Source organism: Hymenobacter qilianensis (assembly GCF_014638675.1).
Taxonomy (GTDB): domain Bacteria; phylum Bacteroidota; class Bacteroidia; order Cytophagales; family Hymenobacteraceae; genus Hymenobacter; species Hymenobacter qilianensis.
Genome location: NZ_BMFN01000002.1, coordinates 1,448,691 through 1,466,002, shown reverse-complemented (window position 1 = coordinate 1,466,002; position 17,312 = coordinate 1,448,691). Strand labels below are relative to the sequence as shown.

At 54.1% G+C, this 17,312-nt stretch carries 11 protein-coding genes and 1 other RNA gene; 4 read left to right on the top strand and 8 right to left on the bottom strand.

Annotated features, from left to right (window positions below; genetic code table 11):
• Positions 1 to 37 precede the first annotated feature (37 nt).
• Positions 38 to 1,267: a pyridoxal phosphate-dependent aminotransferase gene (locus tag IEW06_RS13895; protein ID WP_187733048.1), complete on the bottom strand. Its 1,230-nt coding sequence runs from the start codon at positions 1,265 to 1,267 to the stop codon at positions 38 to 40.
• Positions 1,268 to 1,351: 84 nt separating this feature from the next.
• Here IEW06_RS13895 and IEW06_RS13890 point away from each other — a divergent pair, with 84 nt between their 5' ends.
• Positions 1,352 to 1,879, top strand: coding sequence for a DinB family protein (locus IEW06_RS13890; RefSeq protein ID WP_188548435.1), 528 nt, complete (start codon positions 1,352 to 1,354; stop codon positions 1,877 to 1,879).
• A 59-nt stretch (positions 1,880 to 1,938) separates the two neighbouring features.
• On the opposite strand, the gene IEW06_RS13885 is transcribed toward IEW06_RS13890, so the two are convergent.
• Positions 1,939 to 2,412, bottom strand: coding sequence for a c-type cytochrome (locus IEW06_RS13885; RefSeq protein WP_187733047.1), 474 nt, complete (start codon positions 2,410 to 2,412; stop codon positions 1,939 to 1,941).
• Positions 2,413 to 2,420: 8 nt separating this feature from the next.
• Positions 2,421 to 3,704 carry a PQQ-dependent sugar dehydrogenase gene (locus IEW06_RS13880; RefSeq protein WP_187733046.1) on the bottom strand — a complete coding sequence of 428 codons (1,284 nt, stop codon included), beginning with the start codon at positions 3,702 to 3,704 and terminating at the stop codon, positions 2,421 to 2,423.
• Positions 3,705 to 3,962: 258 nt separating this feature from the next.
• Here IEW06_RS13880 and IEW06_RS13875 point away from each other — a divergent pair, with 258 nt between their 5' ends.
• Positions 3,963 to 4,610, top strand: coding sequence for a porin family protein (locus tag IEW06_RS13875; RefSeq protein ID WP_188548434.1), 648 nt, complete (start codon positions 3,963 to 3,965; stop codon positions 4,608 to 4,610).
• A gap of 1,058 nt (positions 4,611 to 5,668) precedes the next feature.
• On the opposite strand, the gene icd is transcribed toward IEW06_RS13875, so the two are convergent.
• The 5 genes from icd to IEW06_RS13850 all read right to left on the bottom strand — a co-directional run bounded on the left by icd (position 5,669) and on the right by IEW06_RS13850 (position 15,776).
• The gene (gene icd, locus IEW06_RS13870; RefSeq protein ID WP_187733044.1) at positions 5,669 to 6,934 is read right to left on the bottom strand and encodes an NADP-dependent isocitrate dehydrogenase; all 1,266 of its coding nucleotides are present in this window, start codon (positions 6,932 to 6,934) and stop codon (positions 5,669 to 5,671) included.
• 71 nt (positions 6,935 to 7,005) lie between these two features.
• Positions 7,006 to 9,981 carry a M16 family metallopeptidase gene (locus IEW06_RS13865; RefSeq protein WP_223284711.1) on the bottom strand — a complete coding sequence of 992 codons (2,976 nt, stop codon included), beginning with the start codon at positions 9,979 to 9,981 and terminating at the stop codon, positions 7,006 to 7,008.
• Positions 9,982 to 10,252: 271 nt separating this feature from the next.
• On the bottom strand, positions 10,253 to 11,896 hold the full coding sequence (locus tag IEW06_RS13860) for a hypothetical protein (RefSeq protein ID WP_187733043.1): 1,644 nt from the start codon (positions 11,894 to 11,896) through the stop codon (positions 10,253 to 10,255).
• A 20-nt stretch (positions 11,897 to 11,916) separates the two neighbouring features.
• Positions 11,917 to 13,557, bottom strand: coding sequence for a hypothetical protein (locus tag IEW06_RS13855; protein WP_187733042.1), 1,641 nt, complete (start codon positions 13,555 to 13,557; stop codon positions 11,917 to 11,919).
• A 158-nt stretch (positions 13,558 to 13,715) separates the two neighbouring features.
• Positions 13,716 to 15,776, bottom strand: a complete 2,061-nt coding sequence (locus IEW06_RS13850; protein WP_188548433.1) for a DNA polymerase III subunit gamma/tau — start codon at positions 15,774 to 15,776, stop codon at positions 13,716 to 13,718.
• A 179-nt stretch (positions 15,777 to 15,955) separates the two neighbouring features.
• Between IEW06_RS13850 and ssrA the strand changes: the two genes are divergently transcribed.
• Positions 15,956 to 16,326: a transfer-messenger RNA gene (ssrA, locus tag IEW06_RS13845) on the top strand.
• A 360-nt stretch (positions 16,327 to 16,686) separates the two neighbouring features.
• Positions 16,687 to 16,911, top strand: coding sequence for a hypothetical protein (locus tag IEW06_RS13840; protein WP_188548432.1), 225 nt, complete (start codon positions 16,687 to 16,689; stop codon positions 16,909 to 16,911).
• Positions 16,912 to 17,312: the final 401 nt, after the last annotated feature.

Below are 17,312 nucleotides of genomic sequence, written 5' to 3'. Positions count from 1 at the left end.
GCCGCGCGGCGCAGCTTGATGCCCGCTGATTATAGCGCTACAGCGTGGCAGCTTGCAGAGTGGGCGCTAGAGGCTGGGTTCTGCCCGGATAGGCTATCAGGGCTTTTTCCAGGCAAGTCAGGGCCGCGTCCAGCGTATCGAGGTTGAGCACGTAAGCAAGACGCACTTCGTCGCGGCCGCGGCCTGGAGTCGCGTAAAAGCCAGCAGCGGGCGTCAGCATTACCGTTTGATTCTCATACGAAAACGACTCCAGCAGCCATTGGCCAAAGCGTTCGCAGTCGTCGACGGGCAGCCGGGCCATCACGTAAAATGCGCCGCCCGGTAAAGGACATTCCACGCCGGGCATGGCACGCAAGCGGCTCACCATCAGGTCGCGGCGGGCGAGGTACTCCGTTTTGGTAGCGTCGAAGTAGGTGGGGGGCAAATCAGTGGCCGCCTCGCCCAGCAGCTGCGCCAGGCCGGGCGGACTGATCCGCATTTGGGCAAACTTCAGGGCCACGGCGTACAGGGCTTTGTTTTTGGTAACAAAAGCCCCCAAACGGGCCCCGCAGGCACTATAGCGCTTCGAAATAGTATCCAGCAACACCACGTGCTCGTCTACGCCCGAAAGGTGCAGGGCGCTTACGTAGGGCGAATCGTAGCAGAATTCGCGGTAAGCTTCGTCGGAAAACAGATACAGGTGGTGGCGCAGGCAAATGTCGCGCAGCTGCTCCAGCTCTTCGCGCCGATACACGTGGCCCGTTGGGTTATTCGGATTGCAGATTAAAATGGCCTTGGTGCGCGGAGTAATAACCCGCTCGAATTCACCGATGGGAGGCAGGGCAAAGCCATTCTCTATGTGCGCCAAAACCGGCACGATATGCACCCCAGCGGCAACAGTAAAGGCCGTGTAAGCACCATAAAAAGGCTCCGACATTATCACCTCGTCGCCGGGGTTCAGGCAGCTCAGCATGGCAAACAGGATAGCCTCGGAGCCGCCCGCCGTTACGATGATTTCGTCGGCGGTTACATCGATGCCGGCGCGCTGATAATACGCGGCAAGCTTCTGGCGGTAGCTCTCGTGGCCGGCACTGGCGCTGTACTCCAGCACCCGTATATTGGCTTTTTGCACCGCTTCCAGCACGGCGGGGGGCGTTTCTATATCGGGCTGACCGATATTTAAATGATGCACCTTGAGGCCGCGCTTCCGGGCCGCTTCGGCGTGGGGCAACAACTTCCTAAAAGGCGACACCGGCATGGCGTGGCCTCGCTTCGATACTTCCAACATGCCCAAAGATACGGCCGTAACTAGAATTGCCCCAGTATCTTGACTAACTTCCTATTTGTTAACCCTTCATTTAAATCAGCAAAAATGCCCCCCACCGATACCCGGGAAGTCTGGCTGCGCGGCCCCTTGCCCGATATGCCGCCTTTGCTCCAGCCCGTAGCCCATGCCCTGCTCCAGGCCCGCGAAGAAGTAAGCAAGCTGCTGCACGGCTTCCCCGAAACACTACTTTGGGAGAAGCCGGCGGGTGTGGCCTCCATTGGTTTTCACCTCCAGCACCTCACCGGCGTACTCGACCGCACCTTCACGTATGCCCGAGGCCGGCAGCTTACGCCTGCGCAGCTGGAAGCGCTGGCAATAGAAGGAAAATGCCCCCCGGCGGGCTGCCTTGTGCCTGAGCTTGTGCAGGCGTTTCACAATCAGGTAGAGCAAGCGCTTACGCAGCTACGCACCACCAACGAAGCCACGCTAACGGAGCCGCGCGGCGTGGGGCGAGCCATGTTGCCCTCCACGGTGCTGGGCCTGCTGGTTCACGCAGCCGAGCACACGATGCGCCACGTAGGGCAGCTTTCCGTAACGGCTCGTGTTCTAAAACACGCTGCTGAAGCGTACTAAACAAACCGGCCGCCGCTGCCCGGGAGCAACGGCGGCCGATTTGGCGTATGAGCAAGCATTTACTTCTTATTAGAAGCCCTGATTGTTTTCACCTCCGCTGCGGATATAGCCGTGGCTTTGTTGCCAAAGCTGTTGCGCACGTAAGTCAGCACGTCAGAAATCTGCTTGTCGGTGAGGGCGTCGAAGGCGGGCATCACGCTGGCGTACGACTCGCCGTCGATGTCTTCGCCCTCCAGGCCGTTGAGTACCACTTTTACCAACCTGGTTTTATCGCCCAGTACCCAAGTGGTGCCGTTTAGGGGCGGATTCATTCTTTCCACGCCACCGCCATCGGCCATGTGGCAGGTCAGGCAGTTCTGGGTGTACACCGCTTTGCCGGCCGTGAGGGTAGCGGCCGCAACCGCCGCAGTTTTGGGAGCAGCAGTGGCAGCTTTTTTGGTGGTTGGCTTGGCTTTGGGGGGCGTTTTTTGTTGAGCAACGGCCGACTGACTAAGCAAAGTCAGCGCGCACACAACGATAAAGATCTGCTTCATCAAAGGGCTTATTTTTTAGCGTATACAATGCGGTAAATCGTGCCCTGCTTATCGTCGGTGACATAGAGCGAGCCGTCGGGACCCTGGGCCAGGCCGCAGGGCTTGTGGTCGGGCCGACCAGCAGCGGCTTTGTCGGGCGCACCGGCAAAGTTGTCCGCAAATACTTCCCATTCACCTGAGGGCTTACCGTCTTTGAAGGGCTGGAAGGCGATGTAATAACCCTTCTGCGGCTCAGGGGCACGGTTCCAGGAGCCGTGGAAGGCGATGAAAGCGCCGTTGCGGTATTTCTCCGGAAACATGGTGCCGGTGTAAAACAGCAGCGCGTTCGGGGCTGTGTGGGCGGGGTAGGCGGCGGCGGGGTCTATGTAGTTGCCGGTTGCCTCTTTTTTGCCGTCGCCGCCGTACTCGGGGGCCATCATTTTCTTGCGCTGCACATTGTCGTAGTACATGTAAGGCCAGCCGGCGTTGTCGCCTTTATTGAGCGCGTACATGCACTCAGCTGGCAGCTCCGCCGACTGCTTCGTGTCGTATAGCTCCGGGAAGTTGTCGTGAAGCTGGTCGCGACCGTGCTGCATTACGAAGAGCTGATTAGCCTGCGTATTCCAGTCCAGGCCTACCACGTTGCGCAGGCCGGTAGCATAGCGCGTGCCGTTGGCGTAGGTCTGGTTGAGCTTATCGGCCCGGAACTGCCAAATGCCGCCCGCCGAATCTAGTATGGGGCAATTGGGCCGGCCCAGCGAGCCTTTCTGCCGGTCTTTCACCTGGCAGGCGTTGGAATAAGCCCCAATATTGACGTAAATATTGCCCGCCTTATCCTGGGTTATCGACTTGCTTTCGTGCTGCCGCCGGTTGATAAGGCCGGTGATAATCTTTTCGGGCTGGGTGGGGTTCGTTACCTCGCCCTTGGGGCTGAGCTTGTACCGATACACGGCGTCATTGGAGGAAGCGTACAGAAAACCGGGGACGCTGTAGATGCCCGTGCCGCCGTAGTTGCTGAAGCCGTTGACTACCTCGGCTTTGCCGCCGCTGGTTTCGCGCAGCATCAGAATTCCTTTGCCTTCCTTGTTGGGCCGGTTCAGCTTAACGTAAATCGTGCCTTGGGGCGTGACGGTAATGTGGCGGGTGCGGGCGCCGGTTTCGGCCACTTTTAGGGCGCCAAAGCCGGCGGGCAGCTTCAGGCCGGCGTTGTCGGGGTCGGCTACAATTTTATTCTCGGAGGTGAGCGCAAATAAGGATAGGCTCCCGACAAGGCCCGTGGAGAGCAGCAGGTATCGGGAAAAGTGCTTTTTCATGGATAGAGTTGGTTCAGGTTAGCGGTATATACGGGATGCAGCGGCAAATAAACCATTTGCTGGCAGTAAGGTAACTGCATAAATGAAAACGGGTACACGCAGGGTGGCTTGCTCATAAAAGAGCAGCTTATAAGCTTCTCATCCTGAATAAAAAGCCCCCCACAGCTTCCTGTTGGCCTATCGGCTGGGTTGAGCCGAGCGCTTACGGAAATACCCCAACAAGGCTGAGACCAAGGTGTGCATAATACATAGTATATTATGTACATTTTGAAGATGAAGGATGCCCTAACGCTAAGTCTGATAACGTGTCTTTGTTTGCAAGCAAAAGCGCAGGATACAGACTATGTACCACAGCCAACAATCGCTGCGCAGGAGCATCCTGCACAACAAACGCCATTCAGAAACAAGGTGGTCTATTTTGGGGCGAGCGTGGGGAGCAATTTGTCCGCTATGAACTTCAACAAAGGCTATCCGAGACCAGCTGCTCCGGTTGAAAATCAATGGAAGCCGGGCTTTACCGCTGGTCTGCTGGTAGGAATCAGGCTGAATGAAAAATTCGCTCTTCAGCAAGACTACCTGTGGACACGCATGCAAAGCAAGGAAACGAGCAGCGCCACAGCCTACGTCTTCGATTATCTCTCCCTGCCGGTCTTGATTCAATACACTGTTTTCCAACGCGTTAGCCTTATGGCCGGGCCACAGTTTGATTTATTGATTCAAGCCGAAAAGCATGCAAACGGCCAAACAGTAACTACTACACGCGACACGGAGGAGCGAAGCATTGGCGCTACGGCCGGCCTAGGAGTGAGGCTGTTTACTAACGTAAGCCTCAGCGCCCGATATACGCATGGCCTGAATCATATCAGGCTTAAGAAAGTCGCAGGCATGCAGGAATTTAAGTTTTAATCAGTGCAGGTTTCCGTTGCTGCTATTTTTTAATAGCACGGCCACTGGCGCGAGTTTAGCGCAGCGTAACTGGTGACCAGCCATGCCGGGAGGCTGTGCCTCCCACGCCAGAACAACGTCGCTTGGATTACCTAAGCGGCTTCTTTTTTGCCGCTGGCGCGACATTGACGGGAAGGTACCACCACCTCAAGGCAAGTCACGAGATACAAGCTCGCACTGTTTAGGGTCAATTTAGAACAATAATCAATTATTTCTAATATTGTTAATAGAATCTTGGGCGATTGTTAGTAAGTCCTCAAAACTTATGTCCTCAACTCTTATAATTCTATTACTAAATTGCTCATTACTTTTATTCAATATTGACTCATAATCCCTTTTTATCATTCTTTCTCCAAACCCGGCAGTTACATTAAAGTATTCTGTATAACTATTGTTTATTATATCATTATACGATATTTTTAGTACAACAATTTTTTCTGGTTCTATATGAATTTTTTTGTTATTATGATTAAAATATAAACATTTTATGTATATTCTATCATGATATGTCTTGTAATTTCCATATCTATAAAATTCTCCTATTTTACCCTTAAATTGGTTTTTTAGAGACCTTACACTGAAATAGTCTATTATTGGCAGGTAAAGCTTTATCTTCCCTTTATATTTATTGTTATTATTGTACTGGAAGGGAATAAAACTATTTATTTTCACTCTAACATCCTTTATGGCTTCTCCATCATTGTAAATATTTAATACATCAGTGTCAAAAAACTTTTCATGCTCATTGTATTGTTGCTATAATTCTAATCTTAATAGAGGTGAAGCTTGACTTTGATGAATAGCTAACTCTTGGCTAGCGACTTTGTACTGGTAATAAGTAATAATTAGGCCGCATATTCCAATTACTAAAAATGAAAATACTTCAAAATATATTTTATTGTCACGTAAAAATCTCTTCATAATGTGAAAAATCATACTTGGAAATAGTTTAAATAGAAACCCCACGCCAGCTAAAGCCACCGCGGGGTTTTATTAAGTACTTGGCAAAAGCCAAGCTACTACATATCCTTGATAATCTCGTCGCCAAACTCACTGCATTTCAACAGCGTAGCACCTTCCATCAAACGCTCGAAGTCGTAGGTTACGCGCTTGGAGGCGATGGCGGTTTCGAGGCCTTTGTAAATGAGGTCGGCAGCTTCCTGCCAGCCCAGGTGCTCCAGCATTAGGGCGCCGGACAGAATCACCGAGCCGGGGTTTACTTTGTCTTGGCCGGCGTACTTGGGTGCCGTGCCGTGGGTCGCTTCGAAGATAGCGTGGCCGGTGAGGTAGTTGATATTGGCCCCCGGCGCAATGCCGATACCACCCACTATGGCCGCCAGCGCGTCGGAGATATAGTCGCCGTTTAGGTTCAGGGTTGCTACCACCGAGTAGTCGGCGGGGCGGAGCAGAATCTGCTGCAGGAAAGCATCGGCAATGCTGTCTTTGATCAGGATTTTGCCGCCGTCGAGGGCTGCCTTCTGCTGGGCGTTGGCTACGTCCTGGCCCTGCTTGGCTGCGGCGCGGTCGTACTGGGCCCAAGTGTACACTTTGTCGCCAAACTCGCGCTCGGCCAGCTCGTAGCCCCAGGTTTTGAACGCGCCCTCTGTGAACTTCATAATGTTGCCCTTGTGCACGATGGTCACGGAAGGCTTTTTGTGCTCGATGGCATACTGGATGGCTGCGCGCACGAGGCGCTCCGTGCCTTCTTTCGACACCGGCTTAATGCCGAAAGACGACGACTCGGGGAAGCGAATCTTCTTCACGCCCATCTCATCCTGCAGAAATTCCAGCATTTTCTGAGCCTGGGGCGTGCCGTTCATATACTCAATACCGGCATAGATATCCTCCGTGTTCTCGCGGAAAATGACCATGTCGGTCAGCTCCGGCTGCTTAACGGGCGAGGGCACGCCCTCAAACCAACGCACGGGGCGCACGCACGCGTACAAATCAAGCTCCTGGCGCAGGGCCACATTCAGCGAGCGAATACCACCGCCTACGGGCGTCGTCAGGGGGCCTTTTATGCCTACCAAATACTCGCGGAAAGCATCCAAAGTCTCATTGGGCAGCCAGTTGCCGGTTTGCTTAAACGACTTTTCGCCGGCCATCACCTCTTTCCACATCAGCTGGCGCTTACCGCCGTAGGCTTTCTCCACGGCCGCGTCAAGCACTCTCCGCGAAGCAGCCCAAATGTCCGGACCCGTACCATCGCCTTCAATAAAAGGAATAGTAGGCTTATCAGGGACATTCAGCTTGCCGTTTTTGATGGTGATCTTCTGTTCTGCCATTGTGTAAGAGTTGTCAGGTGTAAGCTGACAGTTATTGGTAAGATGAAGTTTTTACTGTGCTGGGGGGCCTTTTAGTACCCAAATATCTCTTTCAGCGTGAGCTGCTCTACTTTGCCATACTTGGCCAGCTCCTTGAAATTCAGGCGGTCTTTCGAACCAATAACCAGAATCGTCTGGGCTTGATTTTTCACCTTCGCTTCCTGAAACTTCTTCAGGTCGTCGAAACTCATATTGGCCGTTTTCTCATACACATCGCGGCGCAGGTCGTAGTCGAGGCCCAGGCGCTTGGCGCGCTCGTAGCTGAACAGGATATCCGACTTGGTGATGCGCTCCGTGGCAATGCTGTTGCGAATCGAGTTCTTCGCGATTTGCAGATTGGCCTCGGCCACGGGCATATCGTTGAGCAAAGTGGCCATACCGGTCATAGCCTCGGGCAGCTTATCGCTCTGCGTGCCGATATAGCTCATCACGTAGTTGGAGCGGCCCTGCTTGTCGGCATTAGAGTAGCGCGCGTAGGCCGAATACGCCAGCGCCTTGGACTCGCGCAGCTCCTGGAACACGATGCTACCCATGCCGCTGCCGAAGTACTCGTTGTACAAGCTCACCGTGGGTACCAAGGTTTTGTCGTACACGTCGCCCTTGGTCAGGAACAGGATTTCAGCCTGCACCATGTTGTAGTCCACCCAATACACCTTACGGTCCTTCATGGGCTGCTCCGCAAAATCCTTGTTGGCGGGTACCGGCGTGAGGGTGGGGGGCGTTTTGTGAGCCGTATTCAGTACCGCTACCAAGCCGTCGGCTGGCCGTGGGCCGTAGTATAGCGCACGGTGCTGATACGAAGTCAGCTTCTTCGTCAGCGCCGTCAGATCCTGGGGCTTCAGTGCTTTTAGCTGCTTTTCCGAAAGTTGGGTCGTAAACGGATTCTGGGGGCCAAATTTGGCGTAGTTCACCATTGCCTGGCTCAGAATCACCTGCTTATTCAGTTTGGCGTCTTTGCGGGCTTTAAGCACGCCGGCCACCATGTCGCTGAGCGCTTTGGCGTCGGGCTTGGGGTTAGCCAGCAGGCTTTCGAACAGCTGCAAAGCCGGCTCGAAGCTACTGTCCAGGCCGGCCAGGCTCACATACACGCGGTCGGCGCCGCTGCTCACGCTGAACGAGCAACCCAGCTTATAAAACTCCTGCTGCAATTGCGCTGCCGAGTATTTATCGGTGCCGAGATATTGCAGATAGTCGGCCGCCAGACCCAGCTTGGGGTCGTTGTTGGTGCCGAGGTCAAGGATATAGTACAGATTGAATAGCTCGTTTTCGGTGTTCTTGGTGTAAAACACCGGAATGCCCGAAGCCAGCTTCAGCTCCTGAATATCCTTCTTGTAATCAACGAACACCGGCTGCAACTCCGGGGTCGGCTTGTCCACTACTTCCTTATAGAACGACGAAGCCACCTCCCGATTCACCGGCACCGGCGTAATGGCGGGCTTCACCACTTTGGGCGTGCTCGTGTCTTTGCCCGTGCGCTTATAAATGAGGGCGTAGCCGGGGCCATAATACTGGTTGGCCACGCGCATCACGTCTTCTTTCGTAACGGCGGCAAACTCGTCGTACTGCTTCAAATAGTCCTTCCACGGCATGCGCGCCACGAAAGCGGACACAAAAGCACCCGCCCGCGACTCATTGCTCTCGTAGCTCTTGGTGCGCTGGAGCTTTTCGTTGTTGATAATGGCCGGAATCAGCCACTCCGGAAAGTCGCCCTTCTTCACCTTGTCCAGCTGAGCCAGCAGCAAGTCGCGCACCTGATCCAGGCTCTGGCCCTGGCGGGGCGTGGCGTACAAAATGTGAGAAGAATAGTCGTTGTTGATGTCCGTAAACGAGGCAGCCTGCAACACCTTCTGCTGCTGGTTTAGGTTCAGGTCAATCAGACCCGCCTGACCGTTGGTCAGAATCTTGTCAATCATGCGCAGCACCACCGCATCCGGCGTAGTGGTGCCGGGGAAGCGGAAACCCAGCATGACGTTCTCAGCATCCGGGCCTACTATTTCCTTCACGATGGGCGCCGTAATCGGGGCTTCCTGCGCTATGGTAAACGTGGGCTCGGCCTTGCGGGGCAGCTTGCCGAAATACTGGTCAATGATGCGAATAGTCTGGTCGTAATCCAAATCACCGCTCAGCGCCAGTGCTACGTTGTTCGGAACGTAATACTTATCGAAATAGGCCTTGATCTCCGTGATTGACGGATTCTGCAAGTGCTCAATGGTACCGATGGTCGTCTGGGTGCCGTACTGGTGCTTCTGGTACAAGCTGGCGTTCAGAGCCTGAAACTCCTTACTGAAGTCGTTGTCCAGAGTACGATTTTTCTCCTCGTACACGGCCTCCAGCTCCGTATGAAACAGGCGCGGTACCATCTCGCCCATGCGCTCGGCCTGAATGGCGGCCCACTTCTCCAGCTGGTTGCTCGGAATATCCTCCTGATACACCGTCTGCTCCACCGATGTGTAAGCATTAGAGCCCTTGGAGCCGATAGCGCCCATCACCTTATCGTACTCGTTGGCTACGGCATACTTGGCCGCTATCCCCGATACAGAGTCGATCTGGTGGTAAAGCTGCTTGCGCAAATTCACGTCGCGGGTGCCGCGGTACTTCTCGTAAAGCGCTTCAATCTTAGCTAGTTCCGCCTTTTCTGCTTCCCAGTTTTGGGTGCCCAGGCGGGAGGTGCCTTTGAACACCATGTGCTCCAAGTAGTGCGCCAGGCCGGTAGCCGTGCTCGGGTCGTTCTTGGACCCTGCCCGCACCGCCAGATAGGTCTGGATGCGCGGCGCATCATCGTAATCCGATAAATAAACCGTCAGGCCATTATCCAGGGTGTAGATGCGCGCTTTGAGTGGGTCGCCTTCTACCGTCTCGTATTTGTATTCTTTGGCGGCTGGGGCACTGGCCTGCGTTGGAGCATCAGTGGTAGCATTGCCGGTAGAGGCCGTTTTCGTGGATTGGCACTCGGTAGTCAGGCCAAGCGCGGCTATGGCCGGAAATAGAAGCAGAAAGGGTTTTTTCACAGAATTTCCGGTGCAGAAAACAGGGCAGAGCAATAAGAAATCAAAGATACTTGGTGGGGGCTGGAATTAAAAACGATACAGCATTTAGGTAAGATTATGCTGTATCTAAGCTGAAGCGCTGCAACTCATGTATCCGTTTGCAGCTGTAGTAGCGCCGGCTGTATGAATGGAATACCCGCCTATCCAGCCACCGGCGGCACGTCTGTATGCAATGGTGGATGTAGCATTACAAAAAAAAAGCCCCCCAGCATTATGCTGGGGGGCTTTTTTATCATTTTTGCTGATACACGGAAAGAATCGGGAGGTCTTCTGCCAGAATGGTATGCACTTCGCGGCCTAGTCCCACGCTATCAGGGTAAGAGTGGGGGTAGTTATGCTGGTGGTAGGTCGTCAGAAAGTACCGGACTTCCCGGCGGTTGGCATTCCAGATGTACTTGAGCCTTTTTTTCTGATCTTCTGGCAGCAGCAAGGTACCACAATACAACATCCATGGGTCGCCGCTATAGGCGATTTGGGGGCTGGGGTCATGGGCCAAGATCCACTCCAGACCCTGGCGGTAGGACAAGCCCCAGTAGTCGCGGTCAAACTGCCCGACTACGGTCTGGGCGGGTAAAAAGCTAAAGTACATCTGCTGGTGGGGGTGCAGGCGCACCATGCGCACCACCGTGTGAGCTACTTCCAGCCCGCCCACCCCCAAGAGCACGTAGGCCAGCCCGCGCCAGGTAGTCGCCCGATTGCTCCAATGAAACAGGGTGCGCACGCCCTGCACCGTGAGCAGCAGCAGGGCCGGATAAACGAAGTACAGGTGGCGCCAGCCGTTGTAAACCACTGAGTGCAACACTATCACTAGCAGCATAGGCCCCAGCAGCCAGACCAGCCCGAGCAGACCCAGGCGCACCTCCAGCGTGCCAAGCCCAGCCAGGCCGCCGCGTACAAAGTGCCGCAGTTCGGCCCCCATGCCTAGGGGCGCGGCCACCAGGTAGGGCAGGGGCGTGGTGATGCTGATCCAGACCGGAATGTAGTGCCACGGAATCTCACGGCCCGGCAAATACTGGCCGAAGTAGAAGACTTTGGAATGCCAGCCGAAATGACTCATGCTTCGAAAAATTGCCACAAAATTGGTGAGCGGCGCTTCCCAAAGGGCGGGCCAGCCTATAACAGCAAACGCTGCTGATGCCAGTAAGTAAAGCGCTGTGTTTCTGACTAGCTGTAGCTTGCTGGCCCGCTCAGCCTGAGGTTTCAGCAGCAGTTCAAGCCCCACCATGCCCAGCGTAAAAGCCACACTCATCACGCCCAGAATGCGCACGTCGATAGCCAGGGCGGTAGCCAACGCGTGCAGCAAGGCGCGCAAGTAAGTAGGCCGACGCAGGAAGCAGTCTAGGGAGTAGATACTCAGCGTAAACAGCGCCATGAACACGATATCCTGGGCATTATAAAACGCCTCGGCAAAGAAACGGGGCGAGAGCACCAGAAGCAAAGCTGTCAGCAGACCCCAGCGCCAGCTTTGAAAGCGCAGCGTAGCCAACCCATACAGGGCATACACTCCGGCCACGAAGACGAGAAAAATACACAAGTGGCGCAGCCAGTAAGCGGCCTGGGTGTTGTTGCGCGTGAAGGCAAAATTCAGCAAGGCCATCGGTACCTCAAACGCGACGCCGTGGTCATTTTCGCTGTAGCCTTTGAGGGCCGGAATCAGCTCCGTACCCGCTTGCCGGCGCACGAGCTCTGGCGCCAGCATCTCCCCGACATACTTGATATTGACCATGCCATTGAGCTTGTGGCGCGGCTCGTCTACGGATACGCCGTAGTCGCGGTGGAGCAGCAAACCCGTGAGCAGGAGCAGGCCAAAAAAGCCCCCCACCACGACCCGGCGAACAGAAAGCAGCGACTTCAAGAATGAACCTGGAGAAGGCATAAAGTGAGGAAACAAGCCGCTTACCAGCGCTTAAACACTGAAAAGATGCGCAGGCCATCGGCCCGGATGGTGTATACCTCCCGCCCCAGGCTGTCCGGGTACGTTTTGGGGCGTGCGCCGTAGTAATGGTAAGCGGTCAGGAAGTAGCGGGCATCCGTGGGCGTTTCGGCCCGGCTGGGAATGTAGCGCAGGCGCGCACGCTGACTGGGGGGCAAAATCAGCATATTATTGTCCAGGTAGCTCGGGTTGCCACTGATGGTTATCTGCGGATTCGGATCGTGGGCCAGCACCCATTCCAGCCCTTCTCTGTAGGAAAGTCCCCAGTAATCAAGCTCAAACAGTCGCTCGGCGGCGATGGGGGGCAAAAAGCTGAAATACACGTACTGATGCGGATGCATTCTGACCATGCGCACGGCGGTGTAAGCTACTTCCACTCCAGCTACAAGCAGCAGCGTAGCAGCCCATACCCGCGCTTTGGACGCGTGGCGCGTTAGGCTATACAAGTATTGCAGACCCCGAACCGCCAGAATTAGCAGCGCGGGATAAATAAAAAACAGATGCCGCCACGCATTGTACAAAATTGAATTCAGCCCGATAACCAGCAAAGGCGGCACCAGCAGCCACAGCAGCAACAACAGGTTTCGGCGGTGTTCCGGCGTCCGCAGAAACGTGCGCCACGGGCTCAGCAGAGAATGCAGGGTCAGTAAAAAGCCCCCCACGCCCGCCAGTGTATACGCCAAAGGCGTCGTGACCAGAATCCACCCCGGAATGTAGTGCCAGGGCAACGGGTCGGCTGGCAGATGAATGAAGTTGCCCCAATACAGAAGCGTACCCTTGAATGGATATTTACTTAAGCTGTGAAAAGAAGCCAGCAGGTTGGTCAGGGGCGCTTCCCAAAGCGCAGGCCACCCAATGAGAACAGCCACCGGAGTAACGGCCAGATACAGCAGGGTGCTCCGCATAAGCTGCCGATTATCAGTACGTTGCTCATTCGGCCGTGAGAGCAGTTCCAAGCCCACCATGCCCACGGTGAAAGCTGCCAGCAGCATACCTAGAATGCGGATATCCACGGTAAGGGCGGTAACCAAGGCGTGAAGCAAAGCCCGCAGCAGGGAAGGCTGCCGGATGAAGCGAAGCAGGGAGTAGATGCCAAGCGTGAACAGCGCCATGAACACGATGTCCTTGGCATTGTAAAACGCATCAGCAAAAAGGCGGGGCGAAAGCACTAGCAAAAGTGCCGTAAGCAGTGCCCAGCGCCAGCTTTTCAGGTATATGCCACTGAGGCGAAATAACGCGTACACTCCGGCCACGAACACCAGAAAAATGCACAAGTGCCGCACATAATAAGCGGCTTGTGCATCGCCCCGCGTAAGCACGAAGCTCACCAAAGCCATCGGTATCTCAAACGCGACGCCGTGGTCGTTTTCGATGTATTTTTTGAGCGGGGGAATAAGGTGGTAGCCAGCCTGGTTTCGAACTAGGGCCGGCGCCACCAGCTCCGCCATGTACTTGACGTTCACCATCCCGTTCAGCCGATCAACTCGCTCATCAGCCGATACGCCGTAGTCGCGGTGCAGCAGCAGGCCCGTGAGCAGGAGCAGCCCGAGGAACAAGCCCGTAATCAGGCGCTGCTGGCGGTGAGGTAAAAGCCTGTCAATCAAACTGCTAAAGAAAGTCAAGCTGATTCAGGAGTTAGATGCGAGGTGAAGGTGTAGAGACACATACTTGTGTCTCAGCGTTGAACAAACCTCATGCACATCGCCATTGCTAAACAACGACGAGACACAAGTATGTGTCTCTACAGTGTTCGACTAGTTTGTTAAAAATCAGTGTCGAGGCCCAGGCGCTGCTTCATCTCGCGCAACGACGGAAACTTCTCCGCCAGATATTCAAACTTATCAGCCGAGGTATAGAGCTTGCGCGCGGTTTGCACCTGCTCCCCCATAATGGGCTGCACCGTGAGACGCGGATAGCCTGTACGCCGCCGCAGCTCCGTCAGAAACTCAATCCGAAAATCGTTGAACTGATCAATCTGAATCGGGTTATCAACCACCAGCTCAATCACATGCTGCTCGTTAACCTTCACCGCCCGATTCAGCACTGAGTACTCGCTCATGCGGTCCTGAGCGCGCTTTTCCTCTTTCAATTCCTGCCACACACGCTGAAGCAGCTCCTCATCCACCGTGGGTAGGCCCAGAGCAGGACCGCTAGGCTCAGCCAATTCCTGGGGGGCATTTTTGACTACCGCGGCTTGCTGGGCTACCTGCGCCTTCAGGTCTTTCAGACTCGGAATCTTACTGCCACCATTCAGCGGCGTCAAGGAGGCTAGGGAGGGAGCGGGGGGCATTTTTGGAGTGGGCGCGGTTTGATCCGGCTCGTGGCCGGCCATACTGGGCGCGCCGGTATCTACGTGCGGCATCGTATCAAGCACCTGATGCTGCCCCGTTGGCAAGTCGGCCTCTTCGTCCTCGATGCTGGGCGTGTCGTGCAACTCATCTACGCCGCTTTCCACCGGAATTATTTCCTCTGGCTCAGCGGGTGCCGAAGCAAGCCCGGATTCGGAAGAAGCCATGCTGGGGGGCATTTTGGCCGCTCCATTGCTCGAAGCTGAAGGAACAGCAGCAGGCGCTACCGCCGATGGCACTGCTACCGGCTGCGCTACTGGGGCGCTGGCCGCGGCTATACTAGTCGGCTGGGGGGCATTTTGCGACGCTGAGCCACTTACGCTACTTTTTTTTTTAGCCTCGCCGTTGGAGCCAGCACCCAGCTCGCGGGCAAACTGCACCGCCCCGTTGAGATATGTCAGCTTCATCAGCATCAGCTCCACATGCAGACGCTGGTTTTTGGCTTGCTTAAACTCCCGGTCGCACTGGCTTACCAGGTTCAGGGCTGAGAGCAAAAACGGCAGCGGCGCTGCCTGCGCCTGCTGCACGTAGCGCGCCCGGATGCCTTCCGACACTTCCAGCAGCTGCACCGTCACGGGGTCTTTGCACACCAGCAAGCCGCGCAGATGCTCGGCCGCGCCCACCACGAAGTTGTGCAGATCAAAGCCGTTCTGCATGATTTCTTCCAGCAAAAGCAAAGAGCCGGAGAGGTTTTCACTTACCAGAAAGTCTACCAGCCGGAAGTAGTACTCATAGTCCAGAATGTGCAGGTTCTGCACCACATCCTGATAGCGCAGCGAATTGCCCGAAAACGTGACCATCTGATCGAAGATGGACAAGGCATCGCGCAAAGCGCCGTCGGCCTTTTGGGCTACTAGGTGCAAAGCATCCGGCTCAGCCGTAATCTGCTCTTGCTTAGCAATGTAGCCCAGGTGACCCACAATGTCATCGACCCGAATCCGGTTGAAATCGAAGATCTGGCAGCGCGACAGAATCGTGGGAATGATCTTGTGGCGCTCGGTGGTGGCCAGGATGAAAATGGCGTAGGAGGGCGGCTCTTCCAGGGTCTTCAAAAAGGCATTGAAGGCCGCGTTGGAGAGCATGTGCACCTCGTCAATAATATAGATCTTGTACTTGCCAGTCTGGGGGGCGTAGCGCACCTGCTCCACCAGCGAGCGAATATCTTCTACCGAGTTGTTGGAAGCCGCATCCAGCTCGTGCACGTTGAACGAGGCGTTCTGATTAAACGAGCGGCAGGATTCGCACTGGTCGCAGGCTTCGGTTTCGGGCGAAAGGTTCTGGCAGTTAATAGTCTTGGCCAGAATGCGGGCGCAAGTGGTTTTGCCCACCCCGCGCGGACCGCAAAACAGGAAAGCCTGGGCCAGGTGGTTGCTGACAATGGCGTTTTGCAGCGTGGTAGTCACGTGCTGCTGCCCCACCACGCTCCGAAAGGTGGCAGGACGGTACTTACGGGCCGAAACGACGAAATTTTCCATACTTCTTACCTACAAAGATACCCCTAAAGGCAAGGATCTCCCAACCGAAGGACAGCAAAGCTAAGCTGGAGCCTAGGATTACATTTCTCGGAACAAAAAAGCCCCCCAGCAACGTTTTCTTACTTAGATGCGTACATTCGCACCCCGCTCTTCGGTGCGGGTTTCGTTCTTTCTAATTTGGGGCTGACTGGAATTGACAGCTTGTGCAGGTCGCGAGTAAGCGTGTCAGGAGTTGAATGGATCTCCTGTTAAAAAGTCATTCGAACAGTAAATGGCGAGTATAGCTACGCCATGGCTGCTTAGTCTAGGTACTAAGTAATGCCATCGTTCCGCATCCGTCTTCCTTTTCACGGGTGAGCACGGGACGTCGTAAGTAAAGGGATAGTTTGGGCAGAGGTGTGATGCTCAGGCGAAAACAACTGCATCTAAGGGAAATTCAAAGGCCTGATGTGCGCCCGGATTTCCCCGACAATTCAAGCACAGATACACACGTAGAAAGCTCGTCGGTTTCCTTGTCTGGACCAGGGTTCGAATCCCTGCAGCTCCACTTTTCATAAAAAAGCCCCCCGGCATCGGGGGGCTTTTTTTGTATCTGCTTAGTGGCACGGCTGGTTATTTGTAGTCAATTACCATTAATTTATGCCGTGTATGCCGCTTGCTAAACCATACCAAAACAACAAGTAAGTCCGACTTTGAAATCACTAATATAATTATATAAAATTAAATTTCATGGTAGCTAATGCAGTCGCGGTTATCGCCGTAGAAGATGTATTATGGTAGTATACCTGTAATATCTATTGATTAATGTCACGGCCCTTATCTTATTTTAATAATAAAACTGGCATTGATAAATAATTGATAACATGGCATGAGATTAGTAGCTTAATGATAGGCTTTCTACTCTTGTACTATGGCAACCGATAAAGAAATACAAACCGCGCTAAACCTGCTGCTGCGCTACCCTATTTGCTCCTCGAGTCTAAGCATTCAAGTACAACTGTTTGACGGGCAGGCTGGATCTGGAATAGGCGATGGTAAGCTTCAAAATGAAAGCCCGCGAGCGGCAATGGCGCTTCGCACTTTGCTCTTTGTTCGGCGCAAGGCGCATGCCCGGTGGCGCTATGTGAATGGGTAGATAATCCTATAGATATTGTCTGGACCACAGTTTGAAATCCTGCGGCTCCGCACTACAAAAAAAGCCCCCCGGTATATCGGGGGGCTTTTTTGTTTCTGCTTGACGGTATTCTACCCATTGCCCTAATTGAACTGCAGCCGGGAATATGCTGACCGTGAAGCTGTTGAGCTAGTAGATAAGCTATGACTGTCACATCCTGACGTGATTCGTTTCTCAGAAGTATCCAAACATATAGGGCGGCGAGGTCAAATTCTTTCAGCAAGAATGAGCTAGATATTTGAGATGGATAATGACAACTGAATCAGCTATTACTAAGTCGTGGCTTTTTAGCCCAGGTGCAAGAATATTTTTACTAGAAATATTCAATATTATATTGAAATAATTTTAAGATGGCGTATTTT